16 protein-coding genes and 1 CRISPR repeat array are annotated in these 26,865 nt (G+C 41.6%); of the genes, 10 read left to right on the top strand and 6 right to left on the bottom strand.

The genetic code is table 11. The annotated features are described in order from the left end of the window. Position 1: 1 nt before the first annotated feature. Complete coding sequence (locus AACU33_RS05720) at positions 2–3,829, bottom strand: ATP-binding protein (protein ID WP_096587444.1); 3,828 nt, start codon at positions 3,827–3,829, stop codon at positions 2–4. A 169-nt stretch (positions 3,830–3,998) separates the two neighbouring features. Here AACU33_RS05720 and AACU33_RS05715 point away from each other — a divergent pair, with 169 nt between their 5' ends. Further along, positions 3,999–4,874, top strand: coding sequence for an SDR family oxidoreductase (locus AACU33_RS05715; protein ID WP_096587443.1), 876 nt, complete (start codon positions 3,999–4,001; stop codon positions 4,872–4,874). An 89-nt stretch (positions 4,875–4,963) separates the two neighbouring features. Further along, positions 4,964–6,460, top strand: a complete 1,497-nt coding sequence (locus tag AACU33_RS05710) for an HlyD family efflux transporter periplasmic adaptor subunit (RefSeq protein WP_096587442.1) — start codon at positions 4,964–4,966, stop codon at positions 6,458–6,460. Positions 6,461–6,705: 245 nt separating this feature from the next. Here the strand turns inward: AACU33_RS05710 and AACU33_RS05705 are convergent, their stop codons facing one another. Beyond that, on the bottom strand, positions 6,706–8,169 hold the full coding sequence (locus AACU33_RS05705) for a S8 family peptidase (protein WP_096587441.1): 1,464 nt from the start codon (positions 8,167–8,169) through the stop codon (positions 6,706–6,708). Positions 8,170–8,475: 306 nt separating this feature from the next. Here AACU33_RS05705 and AACU33_RS05700 point away from each other — a divergent pair, with 306 nt between their 5' ends. The 8 genes from AACU33_RS05700 to AACU33_RS05665 all read left to right on the top strand — a co-directional run bounded on the left by AACU33_RS05700 (position 8,476) and on the right by AACU33_RS05665 (position 21,602). Next, positions 8,476–10,569 carry a hypothetical protein gene (locus tag AACU33_RS05700; RefSeq protein ID WP_096587440.1) on the top strand — a complete coding sequence of 698 codons (2,094 nt, stop codon included), beginning with the start codon at positions 8,476–8,478 and terminating at the stop codon, positions 10,567–10,569. 150 nt (positions 10,570–10,719) lie between these two features. After that, on the top strand, positions 10,720–10,932 hold the full coding sequence (locus AACU33_RS05695) for a hypothetical protein (RefSeq protein ID WP_339375786.1): 213 nt from the start codon (positions 10,720–10,722) through the stop codon (positions 10,930–10,932). A gap of 339 nt (positions 10,933–11,271) precedes the next feature. Further along, a complete protein-coding gene (locus AACU33_RS05690) occupies positions 11,272–11,667 on the top strand; it encodes a hypothetical protein (protein ID WP_096587439.1) in 396 nt (131 codons plus the stop codon). 555 nt (positions 11,668–12,222) lie between these two features. Beyond that, positions 12,223–12,612: a CRISPR direct-repeat array (repeat unit 35 nt; unit sequence GTTTCCATCCCCGTGAGGGGTAATTAATTGAAAAC). A 738-nt stretch (positions 12,613–13,350) separates the two neighbouring features. Continuing rightward, positions 13,351–14,172, top strand: a complete 822-nt coding sequence (locus tag AACU33_RS05685; protein ID WP_096587438.1) for an SDR family NAD(P)-dependent oxidoreductase — start codon at positions 13,351–13,353, stop codon at positions 14,170–14,172. Positions 14,173–14,200: 28 nt separating this feature from the next. Beyond that, the gene (locus AACU33_RS05680; RefSeq protein ID WP_096587437.1) at positions 14,201–15,730 is read left to right on the top strand and encodes a GMC oxidoreductase; all 1,530 of its coding nucleotides are present in this window, start codon (positions 14,201–14,203) and stop codon (positions 15,728–15,730) included. 282 nt (positions 15,731–16,012) lie between these two features. Next, on the top strand, positions 16,013–17,089 hold the full coding sequence (locus tag AACU33_RS05675) for an ATP-binding protein (RefSeq protein ID WP_339375785.1): 1,077 nt from the start codon (positions 16,013–16,015) through the stop codon (positions 17,087–17,089). A gap of 781 nt (positions 17,090–17,870) precedes the next feature. Continuing rightward, positions 17,871–20,561 carry an MASE1 domain-containing protein gene (locus AACU33_RS05670; protein ID WP_339375784.1) on the top strand — a complete coding sequence of 897 codons (2,691 nt, stop codon included), beginning with the start codon at positions 17,871–17,873 and terminating at the stop codon, positions 20,559–20,561. Between the two features lie 99 nt (positions 20,562–20,660). Beyond that, a complete protein-coding gene (locus AACU33_RS05665; RefSeq protein WP_096587434.1) occupies positions 20,661–21,602 on the top strand; it encodes a GNAT family N-acetyltransferase in 942 nt (313 codons plus the stop codon). A 32-nt stretch (positions 21,603–21,634) separates the two neighbouring features. Here the strand turns inward: AACU33_RS05665 and AACU33_RS05660 are convergent, their stop codons facing one another. From AACU33_RS05660 to AACU33_RS05645, 4 genes are all read right to left on the bottom strand, one after another. Further along, positions 21,635–23,653, bottom strand: a complete 2,019-nt coding sequence (locus AACU33_RS05660; protein WP_096587433.1) for a transglutaminase-like domain-containing protein — start codon at positions 23,651–23,653, stop codon at positions 21,635–21,637. After that, positions 23,650–24,999 carry a DUF58 domain-containing protein gene (locus tag AACU33_RS05655; RefSeq protein ID WP_096587432.1) on the bottom strand — a complete coding sequence of 450 codons (1,350 nt, stop codon included), beginning with the start codon at positions 24,997–24,999 and terminating at the stop codon, positions 23,650–23,652. Before AACU33_RS05655 ends, AACU33_RS05660 begins: the two co-directional genes overlap by 4 nt. Before the next feature lie 15 nt (positions 25,000–25,014). Next, positions 25,015–25,977, bottom strand: a complete 963-nt coding sequence (locus AACU33_RS05650) for an AAA family ATPase (protein WP_096587431.1) — start codon at positions 25,975–25,977, stop codon at positions 25,015–25,017. Between the two features lie 95 nt (positions 25,978–26,072). Further along, on the bottom strand, positions 26,073–26,768 hold the full coding sequence (locus tag AACU33_RS05645; protein ID WP_096587430.1) for a pentapeptide repeat-containing protein: 696 nt from the start codon (positions 26,766–26,768) through the stop codon (positions 26,073–26,075). Between the last annotated feature and the right edge of the window lie 97 nt (positions 26,769–26,865).

The raw sequence follows: 26,865 nt of genomic DNA, 5'->3' as shown, positions 1-26,865 counted from the left end.
ACTACCATAATTCAATTTTAGGTACTGGCTGATTCGCCAAAAAGGTAATTTTAAACTCGGTTCCTTGCTGACAATTGATTTCGAGCTTTCCCTGAATTTGTCTAACTAATCCCTGAACCAAGGTGATGCCTAGAGTTTTAGCTTTTTTAATATCAAAGTTTTCTGGTAGCCCAATGCCATTATCTCTGACAATGAGAGTTAAGATGTTTTGCGGTTGCCCTTCAATAACAAGGCTAGCTTGAGAAAGCCCGATGTGAATTTCACCTTCTCTCAGTGTCTGTGCAGGAGAATCGTCAGGAAAAGCATATTTCAAGGCATTGGAAATGAGTTCGTTGACAATTAAACCACAGGGAACAGCCGTTTCAATATCTAAGGCAACATTCTCAACCTGAACATTGAGTTTAATTTGTCTGGAATTAATATTAGTGGAAGCGAATAGATGTGCGGTTAAGTCTCGAAGGTATTGCGCAAAATCAATATTTGACAAGTCTTGAGAGCCATATAGCTTTTCATGTACCAAGGCAATAGAAGCAATACGATTTTGACTATCGCGGAGGATTGCATTAGCTTGTATATCTTGGGTGCGTCTAGATTGCATTTGTAGCAAACTGCTGACAATACCGAGATTATTCTTGACGCGATGATGAATTTCTTTGAGTAAAACCTCTTTTTCGCGGAGAGAAGCTTCGATACGCGCCTCTGATTGTTTGCGCGCAGTGATATCTTCAACAATATAAGAAAATCTGGGATATCCCTTATGACTAAATGCAATGGGACAAACAGTTGCAGAGAGCCACCTTTGCTCCGTGGGAGTATCATGGGGATATTCAAATTGCACAGGGGCTTGAATTTGCTGTGCTTGGCGATAATAACTCAGCCATTTTTGGATAGTAGGTTGGGGTATTCCTAATTCGGTGGCAAAGCGATTCTGCATTGCTTCGGGTGTTGTGCCAAAAAACTGAGCAGTTGCCTGATTATCAGAAATGTGCAGAATATCATCTCCATGTAGTTCAACAATGCCCATAAGCATTGCTCCACTGTTAAAGAAACTGCGGAGGATTGATTCACTCTGTTGTAAATCGGCGTTGATTTGGCTTAACTCGGCTGTGCGTTCTGCAACCCGGATTTCTAATTCTTCGTGGGACTGTTTGAGTTTTGCCTCGGCTTGTTTGCGTTCGGTAATATCACGAAAGAAAACTCCTAAACCTTCTGTGAGTGGATAGGCGTGGATTTCCACCCAGACATCGTAATTCGGGGGCACATAATAGTGATGCTCGAAGTGGACAGGAATGTGCTTTGTTATTGCCCGTCGATACTGGAATTCTATATTGGTTCCCACTGAGGCAGGCCATTCCTCCCACTGAGTTTTGCCGATGACTGCGGTGCGAGGTTTCTTGTTAATCTTCTCAGCCGCTGCATTCAGATCGACAATTCGCCAGTCCTTATCTAATCTAACAAAGGCATCACTCATGCTGTCTAAAACATGAGTCAATTGTTCAAAAGTTGCTTCAGCCTCCCGTTGTGCTTTTTCGGCGCTTAGACGCAGTGCATATTCCCGCACAGCAGTATCTTTACGCATCTGTGCCATCTTTAAATTAGCTTCCACGCGCGCCAACAGTTCGCGAGTGGAGAACGGTTTAACCAAGTAATCATCGGCTCCAGTTTCCAGCCCTTCAATGCGTGATTCTTCACCCGCACGGGCAGAAAGCAGAATAATGGCTAGTTCTTGCGTCCGGGGATTTGCCCGCAGTTGTCGTAGTAGTTCAAAGCCATCTAATCGCGGCATCATCACGTCTGTTAACACCAGATCGGGAAGGCGTTTATAAATAGCATTTAGTGCAGCAATACCGTCTTCTACGGCTTCTACTTCATATCTTTGCCCTAGCAATCGCTGAATGTAGTTGCGCATATCGGCATTGTCATCAACTATAAGGATGTAGGCAGGGGATGGAAGGGAGTGTGGGAAGTGTGGGAGAGTATGGGCAGACAAGGAAGAATTTTCTGTTTCTGCTTCTGGTAGCCACCGTAATGCTTCTTCCACGTAGGGGCTGGTTCCGATTGCAGTTGATGCCAAGGTGCGAGATCCACCAATCTTGTCTGGCGGTAAATGGGTAAATCCTGTGGGAATCGAGACAATAAAGCAACTGCCCTCGCTTAATTTACTGGTGACTTTGACAGTACCACCATGCAGTTTGACTAATTCTTGTACCAGCGACAAGCCAATGCCTGAGCCTTCAAAACTCCGCCCATCAACTCCTTTCACTCGGTGAAAGCGTTCAAATAAATGGGGTATTTCTTCCGGGGGAATGCCAGTACCTGTGTCTGCAATTGCTAACTCAACGCGATCGCTTAAATTCTGCAAGCGAACGCTAATCGTTCCGGTAAATGTAAATTTAAATGCATTCGATAAAAGATTTAGCACAATTTTTTCCCACATTTCCCGATCGATATAAATCTCTACGGGTAAGGGGGGACAATCTACCACCAAGCACATCCCAGCGCGTTCAATGAGGGAGCGAAACGTACTAGCTAAATCGGCTGTGAATGTTGCTAAATCCGTCGGCTCATAGACTGCTTGAATGCGTCCGGCTTCAATCCGCGAGAAATCGAGGAGTGTATTTACCAGTTTGAGTAATCGTAAACCGTTGCGGCGAACAAGCTCAAGGCGATCGCGTTGTGTGGGTGGTAACGCTGCTTCTATGTCGGCTAAGGCATCTTCTAAAGGCGCTAACATTAAAGTCAGCGGCGTGCGGAATTCATGGGAAACATTGCTAAAAAACACGGTTTTGGCGCGGTCTATCTCTGCTAGAGCCTCTGCCCGCTTGCGTTCAACTTCATAGGCATGGGCTTTTGCTAGGGCATTCGTCACCGCATCCCCCAGCATATCGTAGAAAAGTTGGTATGGTCGATCGAGCGCCCGCCGCGCACTGATCCCGGCCACCAACAGCCCGAATAAATGCTCCATTCCTGGGAGATTTATCGGCAAAATTATTGCTGTTTGCGGTGGTTCTGAATAGGGGCCGCAGGAGAATGAACCAAATCGCCCTGCCAAATCATCGACAAGCAGCGATTGCTGGGATTGTAATACCTCTGTTAGCGGCCATGTCGATGAGGATTCCAAATCTATTAGTATTGGGCTAGCGACAGTTCCCTTAGCTAAACCAACACTTTCAATGAGTTGTGCCTGTTTGCAGTCAGCATCAACCACATATATTAAGACAAAGGGTAGATCGAGAGCTTGCTGAGTAAGTGTCTGCGCTACTAGGGCGATCGCTTCGGCAACGGTCTTGGCATCCGTTGTATTGTGAGATAAATTGCGCAATACCTTAAGCCGACGTTCTGCCAGGGTTTGTTGAGTTAATTCTGTCACCGGATGAAACAGTCCGCCAACGCCGCCTGTCTCGTCACGAATGGGACTGAAGGAAAAAGTGAAGAATGTCTCTTCCAAATAGCCGTGGCGATCGAGAAACATCCGTTGGTTCTCCAGGTAGGAAGTTTCACCTGCACAGGCACGGTTAAATGCTTCTTCAATTGCTGGCCAAGCTGATGCCCAGCATTCACGAAAATCTTGCCCCATTGCGTGGGGATGCTTTGCGCCACAAATTGGCCAGTAGCCGTCGTTGTAAATCTGGATATGTTGAGAACCCCAGGTAATGGAGATGGGGAAATTAGAAGCCAAGCAAAGACTGACTGTTGTGCGCAAGCTTTGAGGCCAGGAAGCGATCGCACCCAGTGGCGTATTTGACCAGTCCTTAGAGCGAATTAGCTTGCCCATCTCACCGCCACCGATGAGCCAGTCCATAAATGCAGATTCTTTCTCGACAGTCATGGCAGTTCTCTTGGAGAATTCCCAAAATTAAATTATCCAATTTTGCAAGCGAAGACAGTAATTGGATTGTTTGTGCCTCTCTTCTCTGTAGAGATTCAAGATTTGAAATTTTAGATTAGGGTGTAGATGGAATTTATCATCTTAAAACCTACATTAAAATCCTTGTTCTATGATTTTAGTCACTGGAGCAACGGGAGGAATTGGTCGCAGAGTCGTGCGACTATTACGACAACAAGAAAAGCCTGTGCGGGCTTTTGTGCGTCTGACTTCTCATTACGGCGAATTAGAACACCGAGGAGCAGAAATCTTCATCGGCGATCTACGCCGGGAAAAGGATATTCAGCAAGCTTGCCGTGGTGTTGAGTATATTATTAGCACTCACGGTTCTGATAGCGATGCTTTATCTCTTGATTATCGCGCCAATATTGAACTCATTGACCAAGCAAAAGCCAATGGAGTCAAACATTTTGTGTTTATTTCGGTATTGGGTGCCGATCGGGGGTACGAAGATGCTCCTGTATTTAAAGCCAAACGCGCAGTTGAGAAATATCTCCAAGCTAGTGGCGTGAATTACACTATTTTACGTCCGGCTGGATTAGCATCAAACTTGCTAATATTAGCAGAACGGTTTCGCGAAACAGGGTTGTATTTGCTGATTGGCGATCCCAAAAATCGTACTTCAATAGTAAGTACAGATGATTTGGCAAAGATGGTGGTGGATTCTTTGACAGTTGAAGGCGCGCGCAACCAAACTTTAGCAGTAGGAGGCCCAGAGATTTTACTGCGTGGGGATATTCCCCAAATTTTTGGTCGCATTTTCAATAAAGAACCCACAGTAATTAATCCGCCATTGTTTGCCATTGATGGGTTACGCAGTGCTTTAGGTTTATTTATTCCCCAAAAATCCCAAGCTTTGGGAACCTATCGGACTTTGCTCGCCAATGAATTTTTCTGCACAAAAGAAGAAATCTCCAACTTAGAGAATATTTATAACTTTAAATTGGAGACATTAGAAAATTTTGTGCGGCGTTATTTAGCAGTGTGAAGTAGATAGTCATTAGTCATTGGTCATTAGCACCCAAACAAATGACCAATGACAAAGGACAAATGACCAAAGACAAATAACAAAATTTTATGAAATATTCCCTAGTTGCAAATGCTACTCAAGCCCGTCAAACAAAACAGCGATTTGCTAAACCCGACGAACAATTATCTTATGAGTTAGGTAAAGCAGTACAAGAATTACCACCGCTATACACGAGATTGTTAGCTGGAACAATTGGTGTCATCGTATTTGGGGCGATCGCTTGGGCACATTTTTCGGAAATCGATGAAGTAGCGATCGCATCAGGGGAATTAATTGCATCTACACAAGTTCGGCCAGTCACATCCTTAGGTGGTGGCACAATTATTAATATCAAAGTTAAAGAAGGCGATCGCGTCAGCAAAAATCAAGTATTGATTCAACGCGATCCCGACCTCAAACAAAGCGATGTCAATCGCCTGGCTCAAGCTAGCAAGTTAATTCAACAAGACTTGCAACGCTTAGATGCGGAACGGGTGGGAGTGAAAACTACGGGGACAAAATTGCAAGACGAACTTTTAAACTCCCGGCTTGCAGATTATCAAGCGCGTCAGACTGCGGCGGAAGCGGAAGCTAATCGCCAACAAGCAATCAGGGATCAGGCGAAAGTGCGGCTAACTCGCTTAAAAGAAAATTTAACCAGCGCTAAAAGCACTCTAGGCAACGCCAAAATTAACCTAGTGAACGCCGAAACCATCAGTGTTAAAATCGAAACTAATTTAGCGATCGCGCAAAAAAGAGAACAAAGCCTGCGTACTCTGATTAAGCCTGGTGCTGTACCGAGAGTCGATTACTTAGAGGCTCAAGAAAGATTAAATCGAGCTACGACAGAAATCACTAGAGCCAGAGATGAGGTAATTAACGCCCACAATCGAATTATCGAAGCTCAAGATAGAGTCACATCTTTAGAAAGAGATATTGCGGCTCAAGCTCAAGAAATTCGGCAAGCCGAACAAGCTTATCAAGCTGCGCGCAGTCAAGCACAGCGTTTAGCATCAGAACGCCAAAGTGAAATTCTCACCCAAATTAACAAGCGCCAAGAAGAACTCACCAACGTTAACGGTCAGTTAGAGCAAGCGCAAAAGCAGGAAGACGAAGAAACTATTAAAGCACCTTTTTCCGGCACAATTTATAAAATTAAAGCCACCAAGGGGCCAGTACAAACTGGTGAAGAGTTACTTTCGATTTTGCCCGAAGGAGAAGAGATGCTCCTAGAAGTGAAAGTCCTCAACCGCGATATTGGATTTATTCGCCAGGGGATGAAAGCTAAGGTAAAAATGGCAACTTTTCCCTTTCAAGAATTTGGCGTGATTGAAGGTGATGTTGTCCAAGTTAGTCCCAACGCAATTACCGATAAAGACTTGGGCTTAGTTTTCCCTACGCGAATTAAGCTCAACAAGCACTCAATTAACGTCCGGGGTCAAGAAGTCGCCTTAACTCCAGGGATGGCGGCTAATGGGGAAATTGTCACGCGCAAAAAGTCAATTTTGACCTTCATCATGGAGCCGGTGACGCGACGGTTTAGCGAGGCTTTTTCTGTGAGATAGGTTTGAGAATGCGTTCGCTCTTTTGCAGGGATTGAAAGAGCGAACGCCTTTTCTTCAGTAACGCCCAAAAAAAGTTTTAGTAAAAAAGTTATACCAATTTGTAAAAAGAATGCGACAGATTGTAGGGGCACAGCACTGCCGTGACCTCTAGAATATTATTAGACTTGTCGCAAAAATTATTTGATTTGGTATTATTAATTTTTGTTCGTAATTACGAATTACGAATTATTTGGTTAGGAAGCGTCTCACATATTAGCAAACCATTTGCGCAATTCATCCATCTGCTTTTGGAATTGTTGCAGCATTTTTTCTAGATCGCTTGGCTGCTCGTTCGGTTGCTCTTTTGCCAGACTGTTATAAATGTTATCATTCAGATTGTCCTCATAATAACGGAATTGTGACGAGATGTTTGCATTTGCAAAACTGTCATTAATTTCCGGTTGTGAGGAATTTTTAGAAGTGAAATCTACAGTATAGTCAGATGCGATCGCGCTAGATTCAAAGCTAGCCCAAGAGTATCTAGAAGTATTTCCGGCTATATCTGCAATCAACTGACTTACCGCAGAACCAGCGCTAAAGCCTGTATCCGGATCTGGTGCGCCGTTGCTTGCTGTCTGTGTAATAATTTGCCGGACTTGGGCATCAGTTAGACTATGATTAGCACTTAACATTAAAGCTACTACCCCAGCCACGTGAGGGGCAGCCATAGATGTGCCGCTATAATTAGCATACTGATCCCCAGGTACAGATGAGTAGATACCTACTCCTGGCGCGGTAACGTAGGAGAGTTGAGTGATTCCTGGTCGATTAGAAAAGTCTGCAATATTATTATCCCGATCTACAGCACCCACAGCTAATCCCCACTGATTTGCATAGCTAGCAGGGTAAGAAAGGATTGGTAAACCATTATTACCAGCAGCCATCACTACCACGACCCCTTTCTTACTGGCGTATTCAATCGCTGATGCTAAAGAACTGTTAGGAAAATCACTGCCTAGACTCAAATTAATTACATTAGCTCCATTATTCACAGCATAGTAAATACCTTTAGTAATTGAACTAATAGAGCCTGAGCCAGAATCATTGAGAACTTTTACGGGCATGATTTTAGAATTATAGGCAATACCTGTAACACCAAAACCATTATTTTCTCCAGCGATTGTGCCAGAAACATGAGTACCATGACCATTCCCATCTAGAGGATCGCTGTTATTGTCTACGAAATTCCAACCGCGAGCATCATCAATGTAACCGTTGCCATCATCATCGACACCATTACCAGCAATTTCTCTAGTATTAGTCCAAATATTATTTCTTAAATCTGCATGGTTGTAATCAACCCCAGTATCAATCACAGCAACAACAACATCTTGGCCAGTGTAGCCCCTAGCCCAAACTTCCGGCGCTTTTACAGCATCGGCACCCCAACTATTACCACCAATATCGGGAACATCAGCAAAAGTATTTTGACCAATAGCTTTAGCAACGGCTGCTGCGGCATTTACCTTACCGTAACCAGTAGTAGAATCATAACTTTGTGCGCTCACAGTATCTTGATTATCATTGGCGATCGCAGAGTCAAAACTACTACGTCCACTAGGGTTTAAAGTGTAGTCATCTTTGGCATGAAAAGCATCTACTGAGGAGACAGGAGTGACATTTAGCCCATTATCAGCCGACGATTTATTATTAGTGTAATCAAGGGGCATAAGTAATTTCTCCTCAAAGATGACAATCATTTTTTGACAGCCAAAGATTTTAAAACCTCCGCCACAAAAAGGTTTTTATTTTCAATAAGCTATCATTGCCAATAATTACTATGAAATTAAAGAGCAAAAAGATATTTTAATTACAAAGGATCTAAATAAAATTGTTATTTTAGTAGACTGCTAAAACCACAATATTGTGGGCAATACTACGTGTATTTAAAAAATCAGGGATGAGTCCTAATATGTGAGTATATCTATGGTGGGCAATGCCCATAATATTTATATTTAAGTTTAGGAGAGACCATATTGTCAGCAAAACATATACCTTTACCTGCTCACGTTGCTTTATTAGAGAAGTATCGGCAGAAAACCCAGAATAATTTATGGCATACTTTACCCCATGATGGTTACATTCATCAGCATTTAGTTTGGCATTTGGAGAAGGCGGGACGGTTTGAAGAGATTCACTCTTTATTGCGGGAAGAGTCACCAACTGGCAATAATGGCTGGTTTGAAGTGCGGGAGAAGTTGGCGCAAACTGGGGGTTACATTGCAGATATATCTCGTGCTTGGGAATTAGCAGAGGCGAATTGGCAGGAATCAACGCCGCAAGTGGTGGGTTTGCAGTGTCGCTATGCTTTGATGATGGCATCGATTAATAGTTTGGCAACTAATATACCAGCACAATTGCTAGTGGCGTTAGTTAAAAATCATGTGTGGACGGCAGAACAAGGACTAGCTTATGCCCAACAACACCTAAAACCAGAAGAAAAAGCAAAAGCGCTGGCAGAGTTAGTCAACTATTTGCCACCAAATTTAACACAACTTGCAGTTTCACAAGGAGTTTCTGTTACCAGCGATAGCTTGAGTAGGTTAGAACAGACACCACCAGAAGTTTTGTCAGCAGCCTTGGCTGCGGTGAGAGCGATCGCATCTGAGTTTGATTGTACCGAGGAATTGAGAGACTTAGTACCGCAACTACCAGCAGAGTTATTACCAGAAGCCCTGGCGATCGCGCGAATGATTGGGGATGAGTATTATCTTACCCCTGTCTTGAGTGCCTTAACTGAGAAACTACCAACAGAGCTATTATCAGCAGCCCTAGCTACTGCCAGCACGATTCAAAAGGAGTATTATCGTGCCAAGGCGTTGATGGTCTTAGCCCAGAAACTACCAGAGGTTTTGCCAGCAGCCCTGACTGCTGCCAGAGTGATTGAGGATGGAATGACTCGTGCTGAAGTTTTGATTGCTTTAGTAGAGAAACTACCACCAGAATTACTGCCAGAAGCCCTTGCTGCTGCTAGAGAAACTCAGGATGACTATTATCGTGCTGAGGTGTTGATTGCCTTAGCACAAAGACTACCAGAACTTTTGCCAGAAGCTATTGCTGCTGCTAGAGAAATTCAGGATGAGTCTTGTCGTAGCCATCGGTTAAGTGAATTAGCCGAGAAACTACCACCAGAATTATTACCCGAAGTCTTAGCGATCGCTCGGAAAATTCAGGATCGTTACGAACGCGCCCATCCTTTGATTGCTTTAGTAGAAAAACTACCAGAAGTTTTGCCAGAAGCCCTTGCTGCTGCCGAGGCGATTCATGATGAGTATTATCGTGCTGAGGTGTTGATTGACTTAGCACAAAGACTACCAGAAGTTGTGCCAGAAGCTATTGCTGCTACCGAGGCAATTCAGAAGGAGTCAAGTCGTGACTATCAGTTACGTGAATTAGCCGAGAAACTATCACCAGAATTATCACCAGAAGTCCTTACTGTTGCTAGAAAGATTCAGAATGACTGTTATCGTGCCGATGCTTTGATTGTTTTAGCGCAAAAACTACCACACATTTTGCCAGAAGCCCTTGCTACAGCCAGGACAATTGAGGATGAGTACTATCGTGCCGATGCTTTGATTGCCTTAGTAGAAAAACTACCAGAAATTTTACCAGAAGCCCTTGCTACAGCTAAGGCAATTGAGGATGAATACCATCGTGCCGATAGCTTGAGTACCCTAGTACCAAAACTACCACCAGAGTTATTACCAGAAGCCCTTGCTGCTATTAGGGCAATTCAGGATGAGTCTCTTCGTGTCAATGCTTTGAGTGCCTTAGTTGATAAAGTACCCCAAGTCTTACCAGAAGCCCTGGCTTGTGCCGCTAGAGTAGTTCCACCAACTTATCTCGATCCCAAAGCTTTGACTGCCTTAGCTTGCGGTTTGTCACAACTACCAGCTGCGGAAATTTTTCCCCTTTGGCAAGATACATTACATAAGTTATCCCTTGGCGATCGCCCTAGATTGCTGCGATATATCGCAGTGTTTTCTCCAGTTATCTGGGCATTAGGCGGTCAAGCAGCAACGGTAGAAGTTATTCGGGCAATTTATGATGTAACACGATGGTGGAAATAATTCGTAATTTTCAGGTTTAGTAGTGTAATTTTGCAGAATTGGTATTATTCATCAATTCATCTAGTCTGAAAAGTATGGAGTGCGATCGCACCAAATTCTACAAACTGCGATCGCAATCATTGCGCTACCTAATCAATCTTAGTCGTTAACATGACAACATTAAGTCTTACTTGGATGCGATCGCTTCTTACTTGGACGCGATCAACTCTTACTTGGATGCGATCGACTCTTACTTGGATGCGATCGATTCTTACTTGGACGCGATCGACTCTTACTTGGACGCGATCGATTCTTACTTGGACGCGATCGACTCTTACTTGGATGCGATCGATTCTTAAACTGCGGCTACACCACTATAGTTAAGGGTAAATTGTAGGTTGGGTTGAACAAAGTGAAACCCAACAAGCCATCACAAATGTTGGGTTTTGTTCCTCAACCCAACCTACGCATTTTAAGGTTTTTGGTGTTAACTGAACGGTATTTTTTTTATACTCTTCTTTGTTTTATGCAATGCACTGACCTTCAAAAAGTGTTACCTGTTGAAATTATCTAAATTAGCATTAACAATTGATTCAGCAAAAGTACTTAATTTTGTCAAAAATATTCTGATAAATAATCTAAATTATTTAGGAATTTTACTGATACAAAATTTAAGTTAATTGAGGCAAGCTAGCTCTAGAACTATTTTAAAAAATTACAAGTATGACTCGACAAAAACGTATATCCCGTGTTTTAGATACGGCGAAGTTTAGAGTGGCTAACTTCCAAGCTATCGATCCAAACATGACGTTTGATGATGACTGCAATTTGCAAAACCTGACTCAAACAATTGATGAGTTTCGCAATGTCCTTGATACTTATAATGCTGCTCTAGCTTTGGTAGATTCTTCTAAAACTAAAGTTGATGCAATGGAAAGAACCTTGCGCAGTCTTTCAGATAAGATGCTGAGAGGAGTGGGTTTTAGATACGGCAGAGATAGCGATGAATATGAGCTTGCAGGTGGTGTTCGTGACAGCGAACGTACCCGCAAAAGCAGGTTAACTCGGTTGAAAAATCTCGCAGAGGAAGCAGCTAAAGCTAATTCTGAAACTGCGTAGGGTGGCTGTTGTCAGCGTAACGCACATTTATTTTACTAGCTACGAATGCGTTACGCCAATTAACGAAAACCTTGATACAGATAGATTTCTCTTAGGGGTATGGCAATACCCACCTGTGTCAACTTAAGCTGAAAGCTAGATCGGGCAAGCGTTGTACAAATCCTCCACGCCCTCATCCCCTAACCCCTTCTCCCACAGGAGAAGGGGAATTTAATCTCTATCTCCCCTCTCCTGCGGGCTACGGTGTACACACAAGTACTATCTGTAAGGGTTTCAGGCATTATAGACCCTTTAAATTGTCATTACGAGTGCAGCGAAGCGGAACGAAGTAATCGCAAAAACCACGGGATTATGCGATTGCTTCGTCGTTCCTCCTCTCTGCGAGACGCTACGCGAACGCAATGACAAGCTTCCAGAGCGATCGCACAACCTAAAACTAGATGAACAAACCAAGTACTAGGGGGAATTTTAAGACTTGTGTGTACACGGTAGCCTTAAAAAAGCGGGAATTAATTTAAAACTCTATAGTACAGAGTGCGGTGAAATGAGTTTATCGTTGTCATCCCCGTGAGGGGTAATTAATTGAAAACTATGGGTTGGGTGCATATCGTCTCATGGCCTGCACAGTTTCCATTCCTGTGAGGGGTAATTAATTGAAAACTAGATGAAAATCGTGGGGTTTTCATTTTTACTAAAGTTTCCATCCCCGTGAGGGGTAATTAATTGAAAACTGATTTTGATAGTTTTCGCTTTCATTTTAACATTCAAGTTTCCATCCCCGTGAGGGGTAATTAATTGAAAACTACATTGCGTACACCAGCAACCTCTTTGCAATCGCGTTTCCATCCCCGTGAGGGGTAATTAATTGAAAACGTTTTAATAGTGCTTCAAGCTTTGTCTTACACTGATTGTTTCCATCCCCGTGAGGGGTAATTAATTGAAAACCCTACCCTTTTAGAACGCTTATCCAGAGAGGGTTACAGATAGCCATTTCTGAGGGGGGTCTAATTTACCTATCAATAAGCTCAAATTATTGAGAATATAAGGCTATTAGACCATGCTCAAACGCTTACCCAGCAAGCTATCTGAGGGGGTCAACGAAAGAATCAGGGTTTCAGCCTTTGCCTGACCCCCTCAGATGCTTATCATTAAGCAACTAAGTTATAAGTTTGCTAAATAATTCTGAGTAAATGGAAATACTCGATTTAGATGTTATTGAATTTTCGTGGTTCAGTAATACTTTAAAATAGATAGTATGAAAACACACTATAAAAGTCAACCGACTTCATAATTGTTCACTACAGAAATCCATGACTTTACAGATGTTTAGTTAGTAGTTTGACATCATTTACCCCTCACGGGGATGGAAAAGTTGAAAGTAGTTGTTGATGCGATCGCCTCCATTGACGATGAACAGATGCAAGTGCGATCGCAATGTGCTAGTTGCGTAAGTCTTGTTAAGGAAATTGTGATGAGAGCTTGAAAGTTACATTTCTAATTTTGCAACCGGTCAAAGCCATTACAAATTCAAAATTTATTTTAAGGTAAAACCCAATATTAGCGGTAAATAAAACTGCTTAAAGATAAAAAATTGGGATAGCTCTACTAGATTCATTGGTAAAAATTGAAAAGCTCAATTTTTATATTCGAGTTTGCAAGTATACTTTTAAATCGCGGTTGATTATGACATCCATAGCAGGTAAGACAGTCCTTTTGACCGGAGCGTCTGGTGGTATTGGAGCATTTATTGCTCGTGCTTTGGCGAAGGAACAAGCAACCGTCGTGAGTGTTTCTCGTTCTCCAGAGAAACTAGAAGCAATATCAAATGAAGTGCAAGCTTTAGGTGGTAGAGGAATTAGCATTCCCTTTGATATTAGCAAAGTAGAAGAGTTACCTGTATTAGTTCAGCAGATTAATCAAATTGCAGGTCAAATTGACATTGTAATTAATAATGCTGCAATTGAAAAATACCGAGCTTTTCAAAATTACGCTTTAGCAGATATTCAATCGATGTTAACTACCAATCTGATTGCGGGAATGGAGTTAACTCGGTTAATTTTACCAACAATGATCGCTCGTGATAGCGGTCATGTTGTGAATATTGCGTCTGGTTCCGGGAAAAAAGGAGCACCTTACAACAGTATCTATTCTGCCACCAAAGCCGGGATGATTATGTGGACTGATGCGCTACGGCAAGAGTTGGCTGATACTAATGTTGGGGTGACAGTGATTTGCCCAGGATATACCAAAGCGGGAATGTTTCTGGCTTTTGGGCTACCTTCGCCTAAGTTAGCACAAGTTTCGCACCCTAGCGAAGTTGCGATCGCAGTTTTGCAAGCAATTAAGCAAAACCAGCCAGAAGTCGTTATCGATGGCTTCCTCACCAAACTGTTATTCTCCAATATCCAGCTTTTCCCCAAATTTGGCGATGTAATTTATCGCTGGATTGGCTTAACCCAGTTAAACAAAACCTGCGCGGAAAATCAAATGCGCAGAGACTCATAAATTTTACATCGCTTTGGGAGTTGAGCGAATGGCTGATGCACATTATGATGCGATCGTCATTGGTACAGGTGCGGGTGGTGGCACTTTGGCCTATAAATTAGCAAGTAATGGTAAAAAAGTTTTAGTTTTAGAACGTGGTAATTTTTTACCAAGAAAAAAGACAAATTGGGATTCTCAGCAAGTCTTGCGCAAAGATTTTTATCGCACAACAGAGCAGTGGTACGACAAAGACAACAAAGTAATTAATCCACTTACACATTATTATGTGGGAGGTAACACAAAATTTTATGGTGGTGCGCTATTTAGATTGCGCGAACAGGATTTTGAAAAAGTTATTCATCAAGGTGGAATTTCTCCTGAATGGCCTCTAAAGTATCGAGATTTTGCACCATACTATGACGAAGCCGAGAAGCTTTACGAAGTACACGGTCAGCGCGGTTTAGATCCCACAGAACCGCCAATCGATCGAGATTATCCTTTTCCCGCCATCAGCCACGAACCTTACATTCAACAAATTCATGATGCTTTAAAAGGTCAAGGTTTACATCCTTTTTATCTCCCCTTAGCCATCAAACTCAATGAAATCAATCGTCATTTAAGTACTTGTATTCGTTGCGATACTTGTGATGGTTTCCCCTGTTTAATTAATGCCAAAGCTGATGCTGATGTTAACTGTATACGTCCAGCAATGGCTGATGCCAATTTAACATTAATAACAGAAGCTAAAGTAGTACGTTTACAGGCTAGTGCTTCGGGTCGAGAAGTCACTGGTGTAGAAGCAGAAATTGCTGGGAAGTCTCACATATTTACTGGGGATATTGTAGTTGTTGCTTGTGGTGCAATTAACTCAGCAGCATTGTTACTCAAATCTGCCAACGACCAACACCCCAATGGATTAGCCAATAGTTCTAATCTTGTAGGTCGGAATTATATGGCACATAACTTTGGCGTAGTTATGACCTTGAGTACAAAACTGAATCCGACTGTTTTTCAAAAGACTTTAGCAGTTAATGATTTTTATTGGGGAGATAAAGATTTTACTTACCCAATGGGTAACGTACAAATGTTAGGTAATGTCAATAAAGACAGAATTGCCGCGCATGGCCCGCCATTGATGCCTGGTTTTATTGCTGAAGCCATAGCCAATCATTCTATTGCTTGGTTAGCAATGAATGAAGACTTACCAGATATTAACAATTGCGTGCGCGTTCAAGGCGATCGAATTATTATTGACTATACCCCCAATAATCAACAAGCATTTAATCGGTTAATTCAGTGCTGGATTGAAGTATTAAAATCTATTGAACCATTTGCCTGCCATATTCCGCAAAAGATGACTGTCAAAGAAGTTGGGCATCAGTGTGGAACCTGTCGGTTTGGTGAAGATCCCAAAACTTCAGTACTAGATATCAATTGCCGCACCCATGATATTGATAACCTTTATGTGGTTGATGGCAGCTTTTTTCCTTCTAGTACTGCGGTAAATCCATCGCTCACAATTATTGCCAATGCCTTACGAGTGGGAGAGCATTTGTTAGAAAGAATGATTAAATACTAATCATAGCTAGCTTCAATTTGTCATTGGTTATTAGGCATGGGGTATAGGGCATTTATTATTTCTCCGCGTCTCTCATACCATTTCTCTAAACTCTGACTACAGATAATTCTCCCCCTGCACCCTGCCCCTACTGCCTATGTGTAGTCTTATTTTGGAGAATTGATATTAGTCCCCTCGTCCCATTTCTCCCCACACTCCCTCATCCCCAAAGCTTGCCCACTACTCCCACAACTTAGTATGCTGGCGTTACACAGAGGGTGAAACTCAACAGGCGGGTAAATTTTGGATTTGTCTACTCCTTTGCAATTAATTGGGCGATCGGCAGAATTTCAGCACATTGTAGAAGTGTTGGCGCGGGATGGTGATTTGCTGATTACAGGAGTACCGGGAAGTGGAAGGCGTACTCTAGTGCGGGGAGCAGCTCAAGAAGTTGGTGCGATCGTCTTAGAAATAGACTGTATCCGCGCCATAGATGGGCAGCGATTTGTGCAATTGTTGGCAGAAACGATTAGCCAAAATTGGCAGCCAGCAAAAATCCAAGACTGGGTAGCTCAAAATGCTAGTGAATTTTTCGTCTTAAATCTTGAGGGTAAACTCAAACTATTGCATTCCCTCAATCAAAAGCAGCTATGGCAAGCATTTGAAATCTTATTGCAATTGCCGCAAATTATCGCCGTAGATTTGCATCAACGAGTAGTGCTAATTTTACAGAGTTTTCCTCACATTCGCTCTTGGGATCGTAATGGTTTGTGGGAAACAACATTGCGGCGAGAAATTAAAGTGCAAACAGATGTAAGTTACGTTCTGATCGCCACGATCGCAGAGAGTAGCCAGCAAACAGATGAGACTAATTATCCTTTAGAGACTGTGCAGTTACCACCCTTGGCTAAAGACGTTTTAGCAGTATGGGCGAGAGAGATTTTACATACACAAGGACTAAAATTTGATTCTCGCTCTCAAGCACTACAACTCTTCTTAGATGCAGTGCAGGGACACATTGGCGATGCGATGACACTGATTCGCCGTCTGCAAACTTTATGTCGTCCTGAAGCATTAATTACTGAAAAAGAGGTACAGCAGGCGATCGCTGAATTACTGAAAGATTTGTCTATTACCTTTGAGTCATTATTGATGTTACTCCCCGCAAATCAGGTACACTTGCTGGAATGTTTAGCTTTAGATTCTACTGATAAACCACAAAGTAAAGAGTATATTCAAAAACACGGGCTTTCAAGGGGAGGTAGTCTTCAAGGTGCTTTGACTGGGTTACAACACAAAGGTCTAATTTACAATGCAGAACAGGGTTATCGATTGGCATTGCCGTTATTGGCTTTGTGGTTGCAGCAACGGTTGAGTTGAATTTTCAAACAGCCTATTCATTAAAAATGATGCAAATTCATCATATTTATTACTACGGTAAGTATTCGTAGATTGTGTTTGTAAGCTGTTATTTGCAAATAAATATTTTGGCAACCAGCAAATTGCTGTACATAGCTGTACATAATAGAATAGAGAAAAATATGATATTATTCTCTACGTTTTTACATCAAACATTGGCTCAATTTTAGGCATAGGAGGTGCTGAATTTATCTTTATGTTGCTAGATGTCTTAAGTAGATAAACGTAAAGAAATATAAATATATTGCAATGACAAAACCTGCATTTTGCTAATTGAGGCAAGCCGCGTATAGAGTTCTGATTTCATTTTTAGACTTCATATTTTTTTAAGAAAATTGTTTTTTCATTTTTAATATTTTCCTCTTGCAAAATGTTGCATACTTTGCTTGAATCATGCCAACCTCTGATGAAAATCAATGTCCTGTGACAATGAGGTAGGAAGATGAAAGAAACATTTTCATTTGCGGTGTAGGCAAATCGGCCATCAAGACTAGTTGGGAAAAATGTAGAAAGAAAAACTTGTTATGCATCCTAGTGTCCCAACGCTGTAGTAAGTTAGTTCTTTAAGGAAGAATCTCTAAAAGGAACTGTTAAAAGAATTTCCCAACTTGGGCAATTGGGAAACTCGACGGGTGTACGCAGTTAATTTTGGCGGCTTACCGGAAGAACAAAGTTCCCTACCCGTCTTAAATATATTCTGGAATTATCTACCCCCATGACAGACTCTCATCCTATTGCACCTATGCGTAGAAGGCTTGTCATTACATTATTAGGGTTACTAGCCTTAATCTTGGCGCATAAAATGGCCTTGATTTACCGCATTCAGCCTGGAGTATCTTTATGGTTTCCGCCCTCAGGTGTGGCGATCGCTCTAACTTTTTGGTTAGGGCCCTATGGTATTGTCCTAACAGCGATCGCATCGTTTTTGATGGCACCATTTTGGGGGCTGAATGGTTGGGAGCAGCTAGTTGGTTTACTTGATGGTATAGAACCTTTGATTGCTTGGTTGCTCTACCGACGTTTTTCGCAGGGTTCGCTGCGGTTAAATAGCCTCCGGGATGCGGCAATTTTTACACTAAGCGTTCCGTTAGCAGCCTCGGCTACCTTAGCTGTAGTTGGTAGTTTAGCTTGGGTGGCTCTAGGGAAAATGCCAGCTGATACTCTGGCTCAAAGTATCCCTCATTGGTGGTTGGGCAATGCTATGGGCGTAATGGCGATTACGCCTACTGCCCTATTAGTTCTGACTCCATACCTACAATCTTGGGGGTGGTTCCCCAAATCTGAAACCGCAGATCCTACGCTGAATGCTCTTATCTTCCAGAAGCCCCGGCGATTTGCGGGAGAAATTAGCATCATCATACTGCTTTGTGTCGCGATCGCCGCGCTGACAGTTGCGGAAACTAACAACAAAACTTTTAGATTCCAACAATTATCATTTTTGAGCTTTGTTCCGGTTTTGTGGGCAGCAAGCCGCTTTGGCGTTACTAGCGGGATGCTAATCTCTAGTTTGTGCGTTTTCGTCACCCTATTCTTTTATTTAGTTGCCTACCCCAACGCGATCTTATTACCAGAAATTCCCGTACCACCAGAAGTTTTACACGTTCACAAGCTGAGTTTACTAGTACAGTGTGCTGTCGCCTTGCTAGTGGGAACTGCAATTACCCAAAGAGCAAAGATTCAAGTAGCGCTGGCTGTAGAACGAGTCAGGCTTGGAGAATATCAGGCTCGTGCTGAACTATCAGAACAACTCATTCAACTCAACAATTCACTTGTAGAAACTAATGCGCGTCTTGAAGAATCCAATCGTGACAAAGATGAATGGCTCTACCGCGAGCAAGCTCTGCGTCAACGTTTGGTTAATATTCTGGAAGGCATGAGCGATGCTTTTATCGCCGTTAATCGTGACTGGCAAATTACTTACGTAAATCGACAAGCAGCAAAAATTACAGATTTAGAGCCACAGAAGCTGATTGGTAAAAACTTTTGGCAGCAGTGGCCAAATTCTAAAGGCACACAGTTCGAGAGAGAATATCTACGAGCATTTACTGAAGCAATACCTGTCCATTTTGAGGCATTCTGCGAATCTGGCAATCAGTGGTTTGAAGTCCACGCTTATCCAGCTGAAGATGGTTTAGGCATCTTTTTTAGAAACATCACCGAGCGCAAGCAAGCAGAAGTAGAGCGAGAACAAATACTAGAGCGAGAGCAAGCTGCACGTACTGAAGCGGAAACAGCAAACCGAATTAAGGATGAATTTCTGGCAGTTCTTTCCCATGAATTACGTACTCCTCTCAACCCAATTTTAGGTTGGGCAACATTACTCAAAACCGAGAAATTTCAGCGAGGAGAAAAGCTGCTGCGGGCAGTAGAGACTATCGAGCGCAATGCGAAGTTACAAATTCAACTCATCGAAGACTTGTTAGATATCTCTCGCATTCAACAAGGAAAAATGGTTTTAAATATCCAGCCTCTCAATATAGTTCATATAATTGAAGCGGCCTTGGAAACCATGCATTTAGCATTGGAAGCCAAAAATATTCAAATTAAAACCTCATTTAATCGCCCAATCTGTCTTGTTTGTGGAGATGCAGCACGTCTTCAACAAATAGTTTGGAATCTACTTTCTAACGCCGTCAAATTTACACCATCAGGGGGTCAAGTAGAAGTCAGATTAGAACAAGTAGACACTTATGCAGTAATTCAAGTTCAAGATAATGGTAAAGGTATTAGTTCAGAATTTCTGCCCCACGTATTTGAATATTTTCGCCAAGCTGATGGTAAAAGTAACCGACAATTTGGTGGTTTGGGATTGGGTCTAGCTATTGTGCGTCATCTCGCAGAATTGCATGGTGGATGCGTTCAAGCTCAAAGCCAGGGAGAAGGAGAAGGGGCAACATTTACTGTCAAGTTACCATTAATGGTCGAGCCACCACAAATAAATCAAGATAATCGTGACTGTAATAATTCTTTGAATTTAGCAGGACTACGCCTTTTAGTTGTAGATGATGATATCGATACAGATGAATTGCTAACTGTGATGCTCGAAGATTTGGGAGCATCTGTAACGGCAGTAACTTCAGCAGGCGAAGCCTTAGAGATAATAGCAAAATCCCCTCCAGATTTACTATTGAGTGATATTGGAATGCCGGGGATAGATGGCTATATGTTCATCCGTTTAATTCGTGCTATGCCACCAGAAAAAGGAGGAGATATTCCAGCGATCGCTCTTACTGCTTATGCGGGAGAGATTAACCAAAAGAAAGCACTTGCAGCTGGTTTTCAGATGCACTTAGCTAAACCTGTTGCACTGGAAGAATTATTAAAAGTCACGGCGCAAATTTTGGCATCAAGGAACAGAGAACAAAAAATTAAAGAGGTAGAAATGTACCTAGCTGCGCAAAAATCAAATCGGAGTTCGAGCGTGAAAATTTAATTGGGGATTTTAGATTAAGAAATTCTTTAATCTAAAATTGGAAATTTAAAATCTCAAATTCGGTAAGTAATACTTATAAAATCTCCAGAGAATCAAGAAATGAGTATTTCAATCCGTTTACTACAGGCGAATGAGTTAGCAACTGCCGATCGCATTTTTCGGTTGGCTTTTGGCACTTTTGTCGGACTACCAGAACCGAGTCAATTTGCTGGCGATGCAGCTTATATCCAACACCGTTGGCAAACCGATCCAAATGCAGCATTTGTGGCTGAAGTGGATGGAAAAATCATCGGTTCTAACTTGGTGGTTAATTGGGGAAGTTTTGGCTATTTTGGCCCGTTAAGCGTTCATCCTGATTTTTGGCAGCAAAAAGTTGGACAAAAACTCGTAGAACCTGCGATCGCCTGCTTTACAGAATGGCAAACTCAATTAGCTGGACTATTCACTTTTGCTACCAGTCCCAAGCATCACGCACTCTATCAAAAATTTGGGTTTAATTTACGTTTTTTAACTCCAATCCTGGGAAAGTCAGTGCAGCCATCTCAGGTAATACCCCCAGGAATGAGATATTCTCAGTTAACTGAAGATAAACGTGCTGAATTTCTCAAAGCCAGTTACCAACTCACTGATGCTATTTATGAAGGACTAGATTTAACCAGGGAGATTCAGACAGTTAACCAGCAAGCACTAGGCGATACAGTTTTATTTTGGGATGATATCGGTTTGGCAGGATTTGCCGTTTGTCACTACGGTGCAGGCACAGAAGCAGGTAGCGACACGTGCTTTGTCAAGTTTGGAGCCGTGCAATCGGGGACTGGTGCGGGAGAGCGTTTTGAGCAGTTATTAGATCTATGCGAACACTTAGCTGTCACCCAAGGAATGTCAAAGTTACTTGCTGGAATTAATACTAGTCGTGACGAAGCTTACCGTAGAGCGATCGCTCGTGGTTATCGTAGTGAGGTCATTGGCGTAGCAATGCATAGACCGAATGAACCAGGATATAATCGTCCAGATGTTTTTGCCATTGATGATTGGCGATAATTAATGCCAGATATAGCCACCCACAAAGAGATTTAGTTTCTCGCCGAATTTTTAGGAAATTGCGTTTGCAACATCACCAACCATGCTTGCACAGCAGATTTTAATCTTGCTCTTTCAGTCTCTTTAATACCTTGAGGATCGAAGCGATCGCGGTAATGCAGTTCTACTAGCGATGTTAAATCATTAATTAAATCTGAGTTAGGTAATTCTTTTTCTAACCTCTCGATCCAGTTTTTTAAAGACTCTGAAGGTTGACGGCTGAAACCTAACTCGTTTAAAGTTTTTTCAATTAAATAAAATTCATATTCTTTCCTATTGATATCTACTTTCGCTACTTGTTTAGCCGATATTTGTTTTGTAGATAAACGACGAACTTTATTATGGGAATTAAACTTCCACAATCGCAGCAATATTAACGGCAAAATTAGCCACCAGCCATATTTAAATAGATTGCTCATTAAGCCAGAACGTAACCAGCTTGATAGTTTAAAACTAAAAAATGACCATAAATCAGAGATAAATGCTAATTTAGAAGCATTTGCATTCTCAATACTTGCCCAATCAGCAGGTGTAGTATCAAAAGCTTGCCATTTACCATTTATATATGCCAATGTCCAAGCATGAGCATGGCGACTACGAACTATGTATTGGTTCTCTAACTGACTAAATTCGCGCACCGAATACCCTACAGCATAACGCGCTGGTATCCCAGCCGCCCGTAAAAGCAATGTAGTTGCAGTGGCAAAATATTCACAATGTCCAGCGCGGGTTTTGAGTAAAAATGTTGATAAAGGCGTTGCGCGATGATTGTTTTCTATAAATTTTAAGGAATAACGAAAATTTTTAATAAAAAAGCTATCTACACGCTCCAATATGGCTCTGGGAGATTTTCCTGTAATATCTAGTTGGCTAATAATTTGGTTGATTGCTTCTGTTTCGGGTTGGGCGATTTGCAAATCTTCTTCTGTCGGTGGGCTATCTAAAGAAAGGCTTTTATTAAATAAGATGCGGTAAGCGATCGCATTATCTTTTCCTTCTACTTTTACCGTACCATATTTGTTTTTCTCCATTTGGCTAACTGGTAATTCATCAATTTCAAATGTTCCGTCAGCTAGCCTTAATAAGCCTTTCCCTTGATTCAGGGTGGCAGAAATTGTGAGTTTTGAGCTATCGGCTGGTGCATTCCCTAAACGCCAAGTCTTACCATTCATCTCAGGTTGTACAGTAGTAAAATTAGAATTTGATGCCACCCAAAAAGTAGATTTGTATTTATCATAAGTTGCTTCTCGCAACAAACCAGGAGCTACGTTTTGATTATCGGAAGCTACGCGAAAAATAATCTCATTTGACTGTTTTAATGTGCCAATCTCACCGATACTCGTTTGTTTGATTGTTGAATCTGTTAATTGACCGATATTATTACTCTTGCTTAACCATGAAACAACAGTATCCTCTAACTTCTGTTGCAGTTGATATACCCCTATCTGTCCGACAAATCCCATACTTCCAGCCAGCAGAATTAGAGACAGCCAAATAATTGGTGAAAATCGTGGCGATCGGATAAACCACAGAGCAATACTTGTGAGTAAAAACATCCCAATATAAAAAGAGATATCCCTAGTATTAGCGGCTCCAGCAGATAACATACAGAGAGCAAAATAGGGATAACTTAAATTAATAATGTATCGTCTTGATTCGGATTTAATAACATTTTTTTGTGATATAAATAGCGTGCGAATATCAATATTTTCATTTACAGAGTATGTTTGCGCCGCCAGCAAGGGAAAAAATACTAATGGAAACCACTGCAACAAATTATAGATTAAGTAAATTGAGCGATTAGTAGTTATCAGAGAAACAAAGACAATAATCAGAATTATCAAACACAAATTAGCAATGCGCCGGAAATCCTCATAAGAAAAATCCCACCGCGAGTTAATCAAGCGATATCCTGCTAAAATCAGAGCCATTGGTATGGCAAAAATCCACATTCCTGTCTGCCAACCCCAAAAGATTAAAGCAGCGCTCAAGAGAAGTACTGGTGGTTTCATATATGCATTAGTTCCTCTTGTATTTTGCCCAACTTTAAAATATGGGATCTGGTTAAGCGATCGTTCAGAGAATCTAAATCAAAGTTGTCTAATTTACCTTCTTTATCAGTAACGATTAACACTAAGGTATGGATACCCACACTTCTGAGATAATTCACTAATATTTTTCTATCTTCATCCCAACACAAAAAGATACATATACAGCCACTCAACAAAGATAGTTTCTCAAGGACTACTGGAATCAGAGAATCAAAAGATTTATCTCGACAGGCGACAACAGATGCGAGAATTTCTAGCATTTTATCAGTATGGCTGAGTCCTCTACCGAAGGTAAAACAATAAGCTTCATTACCGACAAACATTAAATCTAATAATGATTCTTGAGTTTGAACTTCACAGGCTAATGAAGCTGCAATTGATATTGCTTCTTCTAAAATTTCGCTATAGTTAACGCTTTGAAATGTATCTAAAATCAAAGCGTGTCGGACAAAAAACTCATCCTGTTCTTCTTTGACAATTGGCTTACCAACTTTTGCCCAGCTTTTCCAGTGAATTTTACGCAGCGAATCTCCCGGACGATAATCGCGCAAAGACCTAAATTCCTCTGAATCTCCTACAGAAGAGGCTAACGCCACACCACCAGATTGATGTTTCTTGACACCCGGAAGTTGAACTGGTGGTAGCTGATATAACTTAGGTAAAATCAATAAAGATTGGGCTAAAGAAATACTTTTACAAGCTTTAAAAAGTCCAAAAGGATCTGGTCTAGCTACGGTCATACCCGTCAGCCGAATTACGCCTCTTTGGGTAGGTATGATTTCACCAACAACTTCTGTTTTGCTATTAGGTGCAAGGGTGGGTAAATCTATTGGTAAAGCTTTAGCACATTGTTTGCGAGAAATTAACCACAGCCAACGGTCGTATCCAAAAGCTTGAACCAACGAATGTTTCTTAACTTTTCTAGTTTCAGATGTTTCTAGAAAATCTTTAAAATTTGGGCGGGGGTCGGCAAAATTTTCAAATAATTTGAGTCCTTTTTGTATTTTGTTACTTTTGTTATGAATGACAATTTTGTACTTCAGATTTACGCCAACGGTTGCGAATCTAGGTAGATGGCGATTAGCACCAAAACGATAGCGAAACAGCAGGCTAGAAACTACAGATATAATGAGAATAGATACTAGAAAAGTTACTATCTGATAGTTCATGCTTGCATTACTAGACCCAGTTAAAGCAGCTGCGATCGCTAGTACAGAAACAACCATGCCACTAACAGTAACTCGTCTCGTTAGCTTGCGTTGAATGCCATAACTGAAATAGAAAAGACGATAGATAAAAAGTTTCATCTTGCACGTTTGCTATCAAACTGGAACAGGAACAGATTTGAGGATATCTTCAACAACACTTGTGGCAGTTTTACCAGAGAAACGCGCTTGCGGTTCCATCACGAGGCGATGAGCAATTACAGATACTGCAAGTTCTTGGATATGTTCTGGTGTGACAAATTCATAGCCATCAAATAAAGCTAATGCTTGCGCAATCTTCATTAAAGCAATCGAAGCTCTGGGGCTTGCTCCTAATTGCACGCCTTGGGCAGAACGAGTAGCATTAACAATATCTACAAGGTAGGTTTTTAATTCCTGAGAAATACGAACTTGCTTGACCTGCTGTTTCAAAATAATGATGTCCTGCAAATCAATGCAAGGTTGAATTGAATCAATAGGGTGTTGTTGAATTTGGTCTGAAAGCAGGTTAACCTCGTCTTCCGGTGATATGTATCCCAAACTAAACTGAAGTGCAAAACGATCCATTTGGGCTTCTGGAAGCGGGTAAGTACCGCGGGATTCCACTGGGTTCTGAGTGGCGATGACAAAAAACGGATCTCTCAGTTTTCGCAAGTTTCCATCAATACTGACTTGAAACTCTGCCATCGCTTCTAGTAGCGCAGATTGGGTACGCGGTGAAGCCCGGTTAATTTCATCAGCCAAAACAATATGAGCGAAAATCGGGCCTTCGTGGAAATGAAAGGTGCGTTCGTTGGGGTCAAGCATCGAAATCCCCAAGATATCCGAAGGCAATAGATCTGGTGTAAATTGAATGCGCTTGAAACTAACATCTACAGAGTATGCTAGGGCTTTTGCTAAGGTGGTTTTACCGGTTCCGGGATAATCTTCTAACAGTACGTGTCCCCCACTAGCAAAGGCTGACAGCAATTTCCTGATTGCTGCTGATTGCCCTTTTATGACCTTTTGAATATTGTTAAAAATTCGTTGATAAATCTCTTTGCTGGGCAAATCATGAGCTTTTGGGTAAGAATTCTCCATTTTCCTTCATCACTGGTGAATGTCATGAAGTTAATGTACCCATTTGCCATGTGTTATTCTCTGCTCTATGGCAAAATGCGATCGCCTCCAGCATATCATCGGTTAGCAAAAGCTAAGTCAGATTCAATGAACTTTGCACCTGTTAGGTTAGCCCTACTTAAATTACAGGAGTGAAACTTTGCGCCTCTTAAGTCTGCTAGCGCTAGATTCGCTCCTGTTAAATCTGCATCAGTCAGGTTAACCTCACTTAAATTCGCCCTAGTTAGATTCGCCCCTCTTAGATTTGCTTGTTGCAAGTTTGTTTGAGTTAGGTTTGCTCTGACTATCTCTGCTCTCGTCAAGTCGGCTCCAATTAAATGAGCTTCACTAAGGTCTGCTGCTGTTAAATTAGCTTGGCTGAGGTCAACTTGATTTAGTACAGCCCAACTCAATTTTGCATGGCTGAAATTAATCTGATTCAGCTTCATTGATGTTAGCACTGCACATCTCAAGTTGGCATTAATAAAATTCCTTTCTCCAATTGCGTAACGTCGCAACAATTCATCAGTTGTTAATCTTGCTAAAACAGTTCTTGCAGCGCCTTGATAACACCATGTAGCTTCTGTTAGTTTGGTAGCAGTATTAACAGCAACCTCATCACATTGGTCTAATATTACTCCATTACAGCCATCCCATTGACCATTTAGCATCAAGGCAATTTCATTAGCAGCAGCTATTGAATCAAATAGTAAAACAGATTGTTTCTTCTGATTTAAGGAGCTAATTAAACTAATTAATATATTATTTTTCATCTATCTTTAGAGATGGATTTGGGCAATCAAGCATAACACTGACTTGATAGACAAATCGGTGTCATGTACTATTGTATGCATTTAATAATTATCTTGC

It is taken from the genome of Calothrix sp. NIES-2098 (genome assembly GCF_963875125.1).
GTDB lineage: Bacteria > Cyanobacteriota > Cyanobacteriia > Cyanobacteriales > Nostocaceae > Aulosira.
Note: the sequence above shows the minus strand (reverse complement) of the source record. Positions and strands in the feature narration are given on the sequence as shown.

Bases quoted from the DNA above. Each gene is read 5' to 3' on its own strand.
- AACU33_RS05720 (WP_096587444.1), bottom strand. From the start codon at position 3,829: ATGACTGTCGAGAAAGAATCTGCATTTATGGACTGGCTCATCGGTGGC.
- AACU33_RS05715 (WP_096587443.1), top strand. From the start codon at position 3,999: ATGATTTTAGTCACTGGAGCAACGGGAGGAATTGGTCGCAGAGTCGTG.
- AACU33_RS05710 (WP_096587442.1), top strand. From the start codon at position 4,964: ATGAAATATTCCCTAGTTGCAAATGCTACTCAAGCCCGTCAAACAAAA.
- AACU33_RS05705 (WP_096587441.1), bottom strand. From the start codon at position 8,169: ATGCCCCTTGATTACACTAATAATAAATCGTCGGCTGATAATGGGCTA.
- AACU33_RS05695 (WP_339375786.1), top strand. From the start codon at position 10,720: ATGACAACATTAAGTCTTACTTGGATGCGATCGCTTCTTACTTGGACG.
- AACU33_RS05690 (WP_096587439.1), top strand. From the start codon at position 11,272: ATGACTCGACAAAAACGTATATCCCGTGTTTTAGATACGGCGAAGTTT.
- AACU33_RS05685 (WP_096587438.1), top strand. From the start codon at position 13,351: ATGACATCCATAGCAGGTAAGACAGTCCTTTTGACCGGAGCGTCTGGT.
- AACU33_RS05680 (WP_096587437.1), top strand. From the start codon at position 14,201: ATGGCTGATGCACATTATGATGCGATCGTCATTGGTACAGGTGCGGGT.
- AACU33_RS05670 (WP_339375784.1), top strand. From the start codon at position 17,871: ATGCGTAGAAGGCTTGTCATTACATTATTAGGGTTACTAGCCTTAATC.
- AACU33_RS05665 (WP_096587434.1), top strand. From the start codon at position 20,661: ATGAGTATTTCAATCCGTTTACTACAGGCGAATGAGTTAGCAACTGCC.
- AACU33_RS05660 (WP_096587433.1), bottom strand. From the start codon at position 23,653: ATGAAACCACCAGTACTTCTCTTGAGCGCTGCTTTAATCTTTTGGGGT.
- AACU33_RS05655 (WP_096587432.1), bottom strand. From the start codon at position 24,999: ATGAAACTTTTTATCTATCGTCTTTTCTATTTCAGTTATGGCATTCAA.
- AACU33_RS05650 (WP_096587431.1), bottom strand. From the start codon at position 25,977: ATGGAGAATTCTTACCCAAAAGCTCATGATTTGCCCAGCAAAGAGATT.
- AACU33_RS05645 (WP_096587430.1), bottom strand. From the start codon at position 26,768: ATGAAAAATAATATATTAATTAGTTTAATTAGCTCCTTAAATCAGAAG.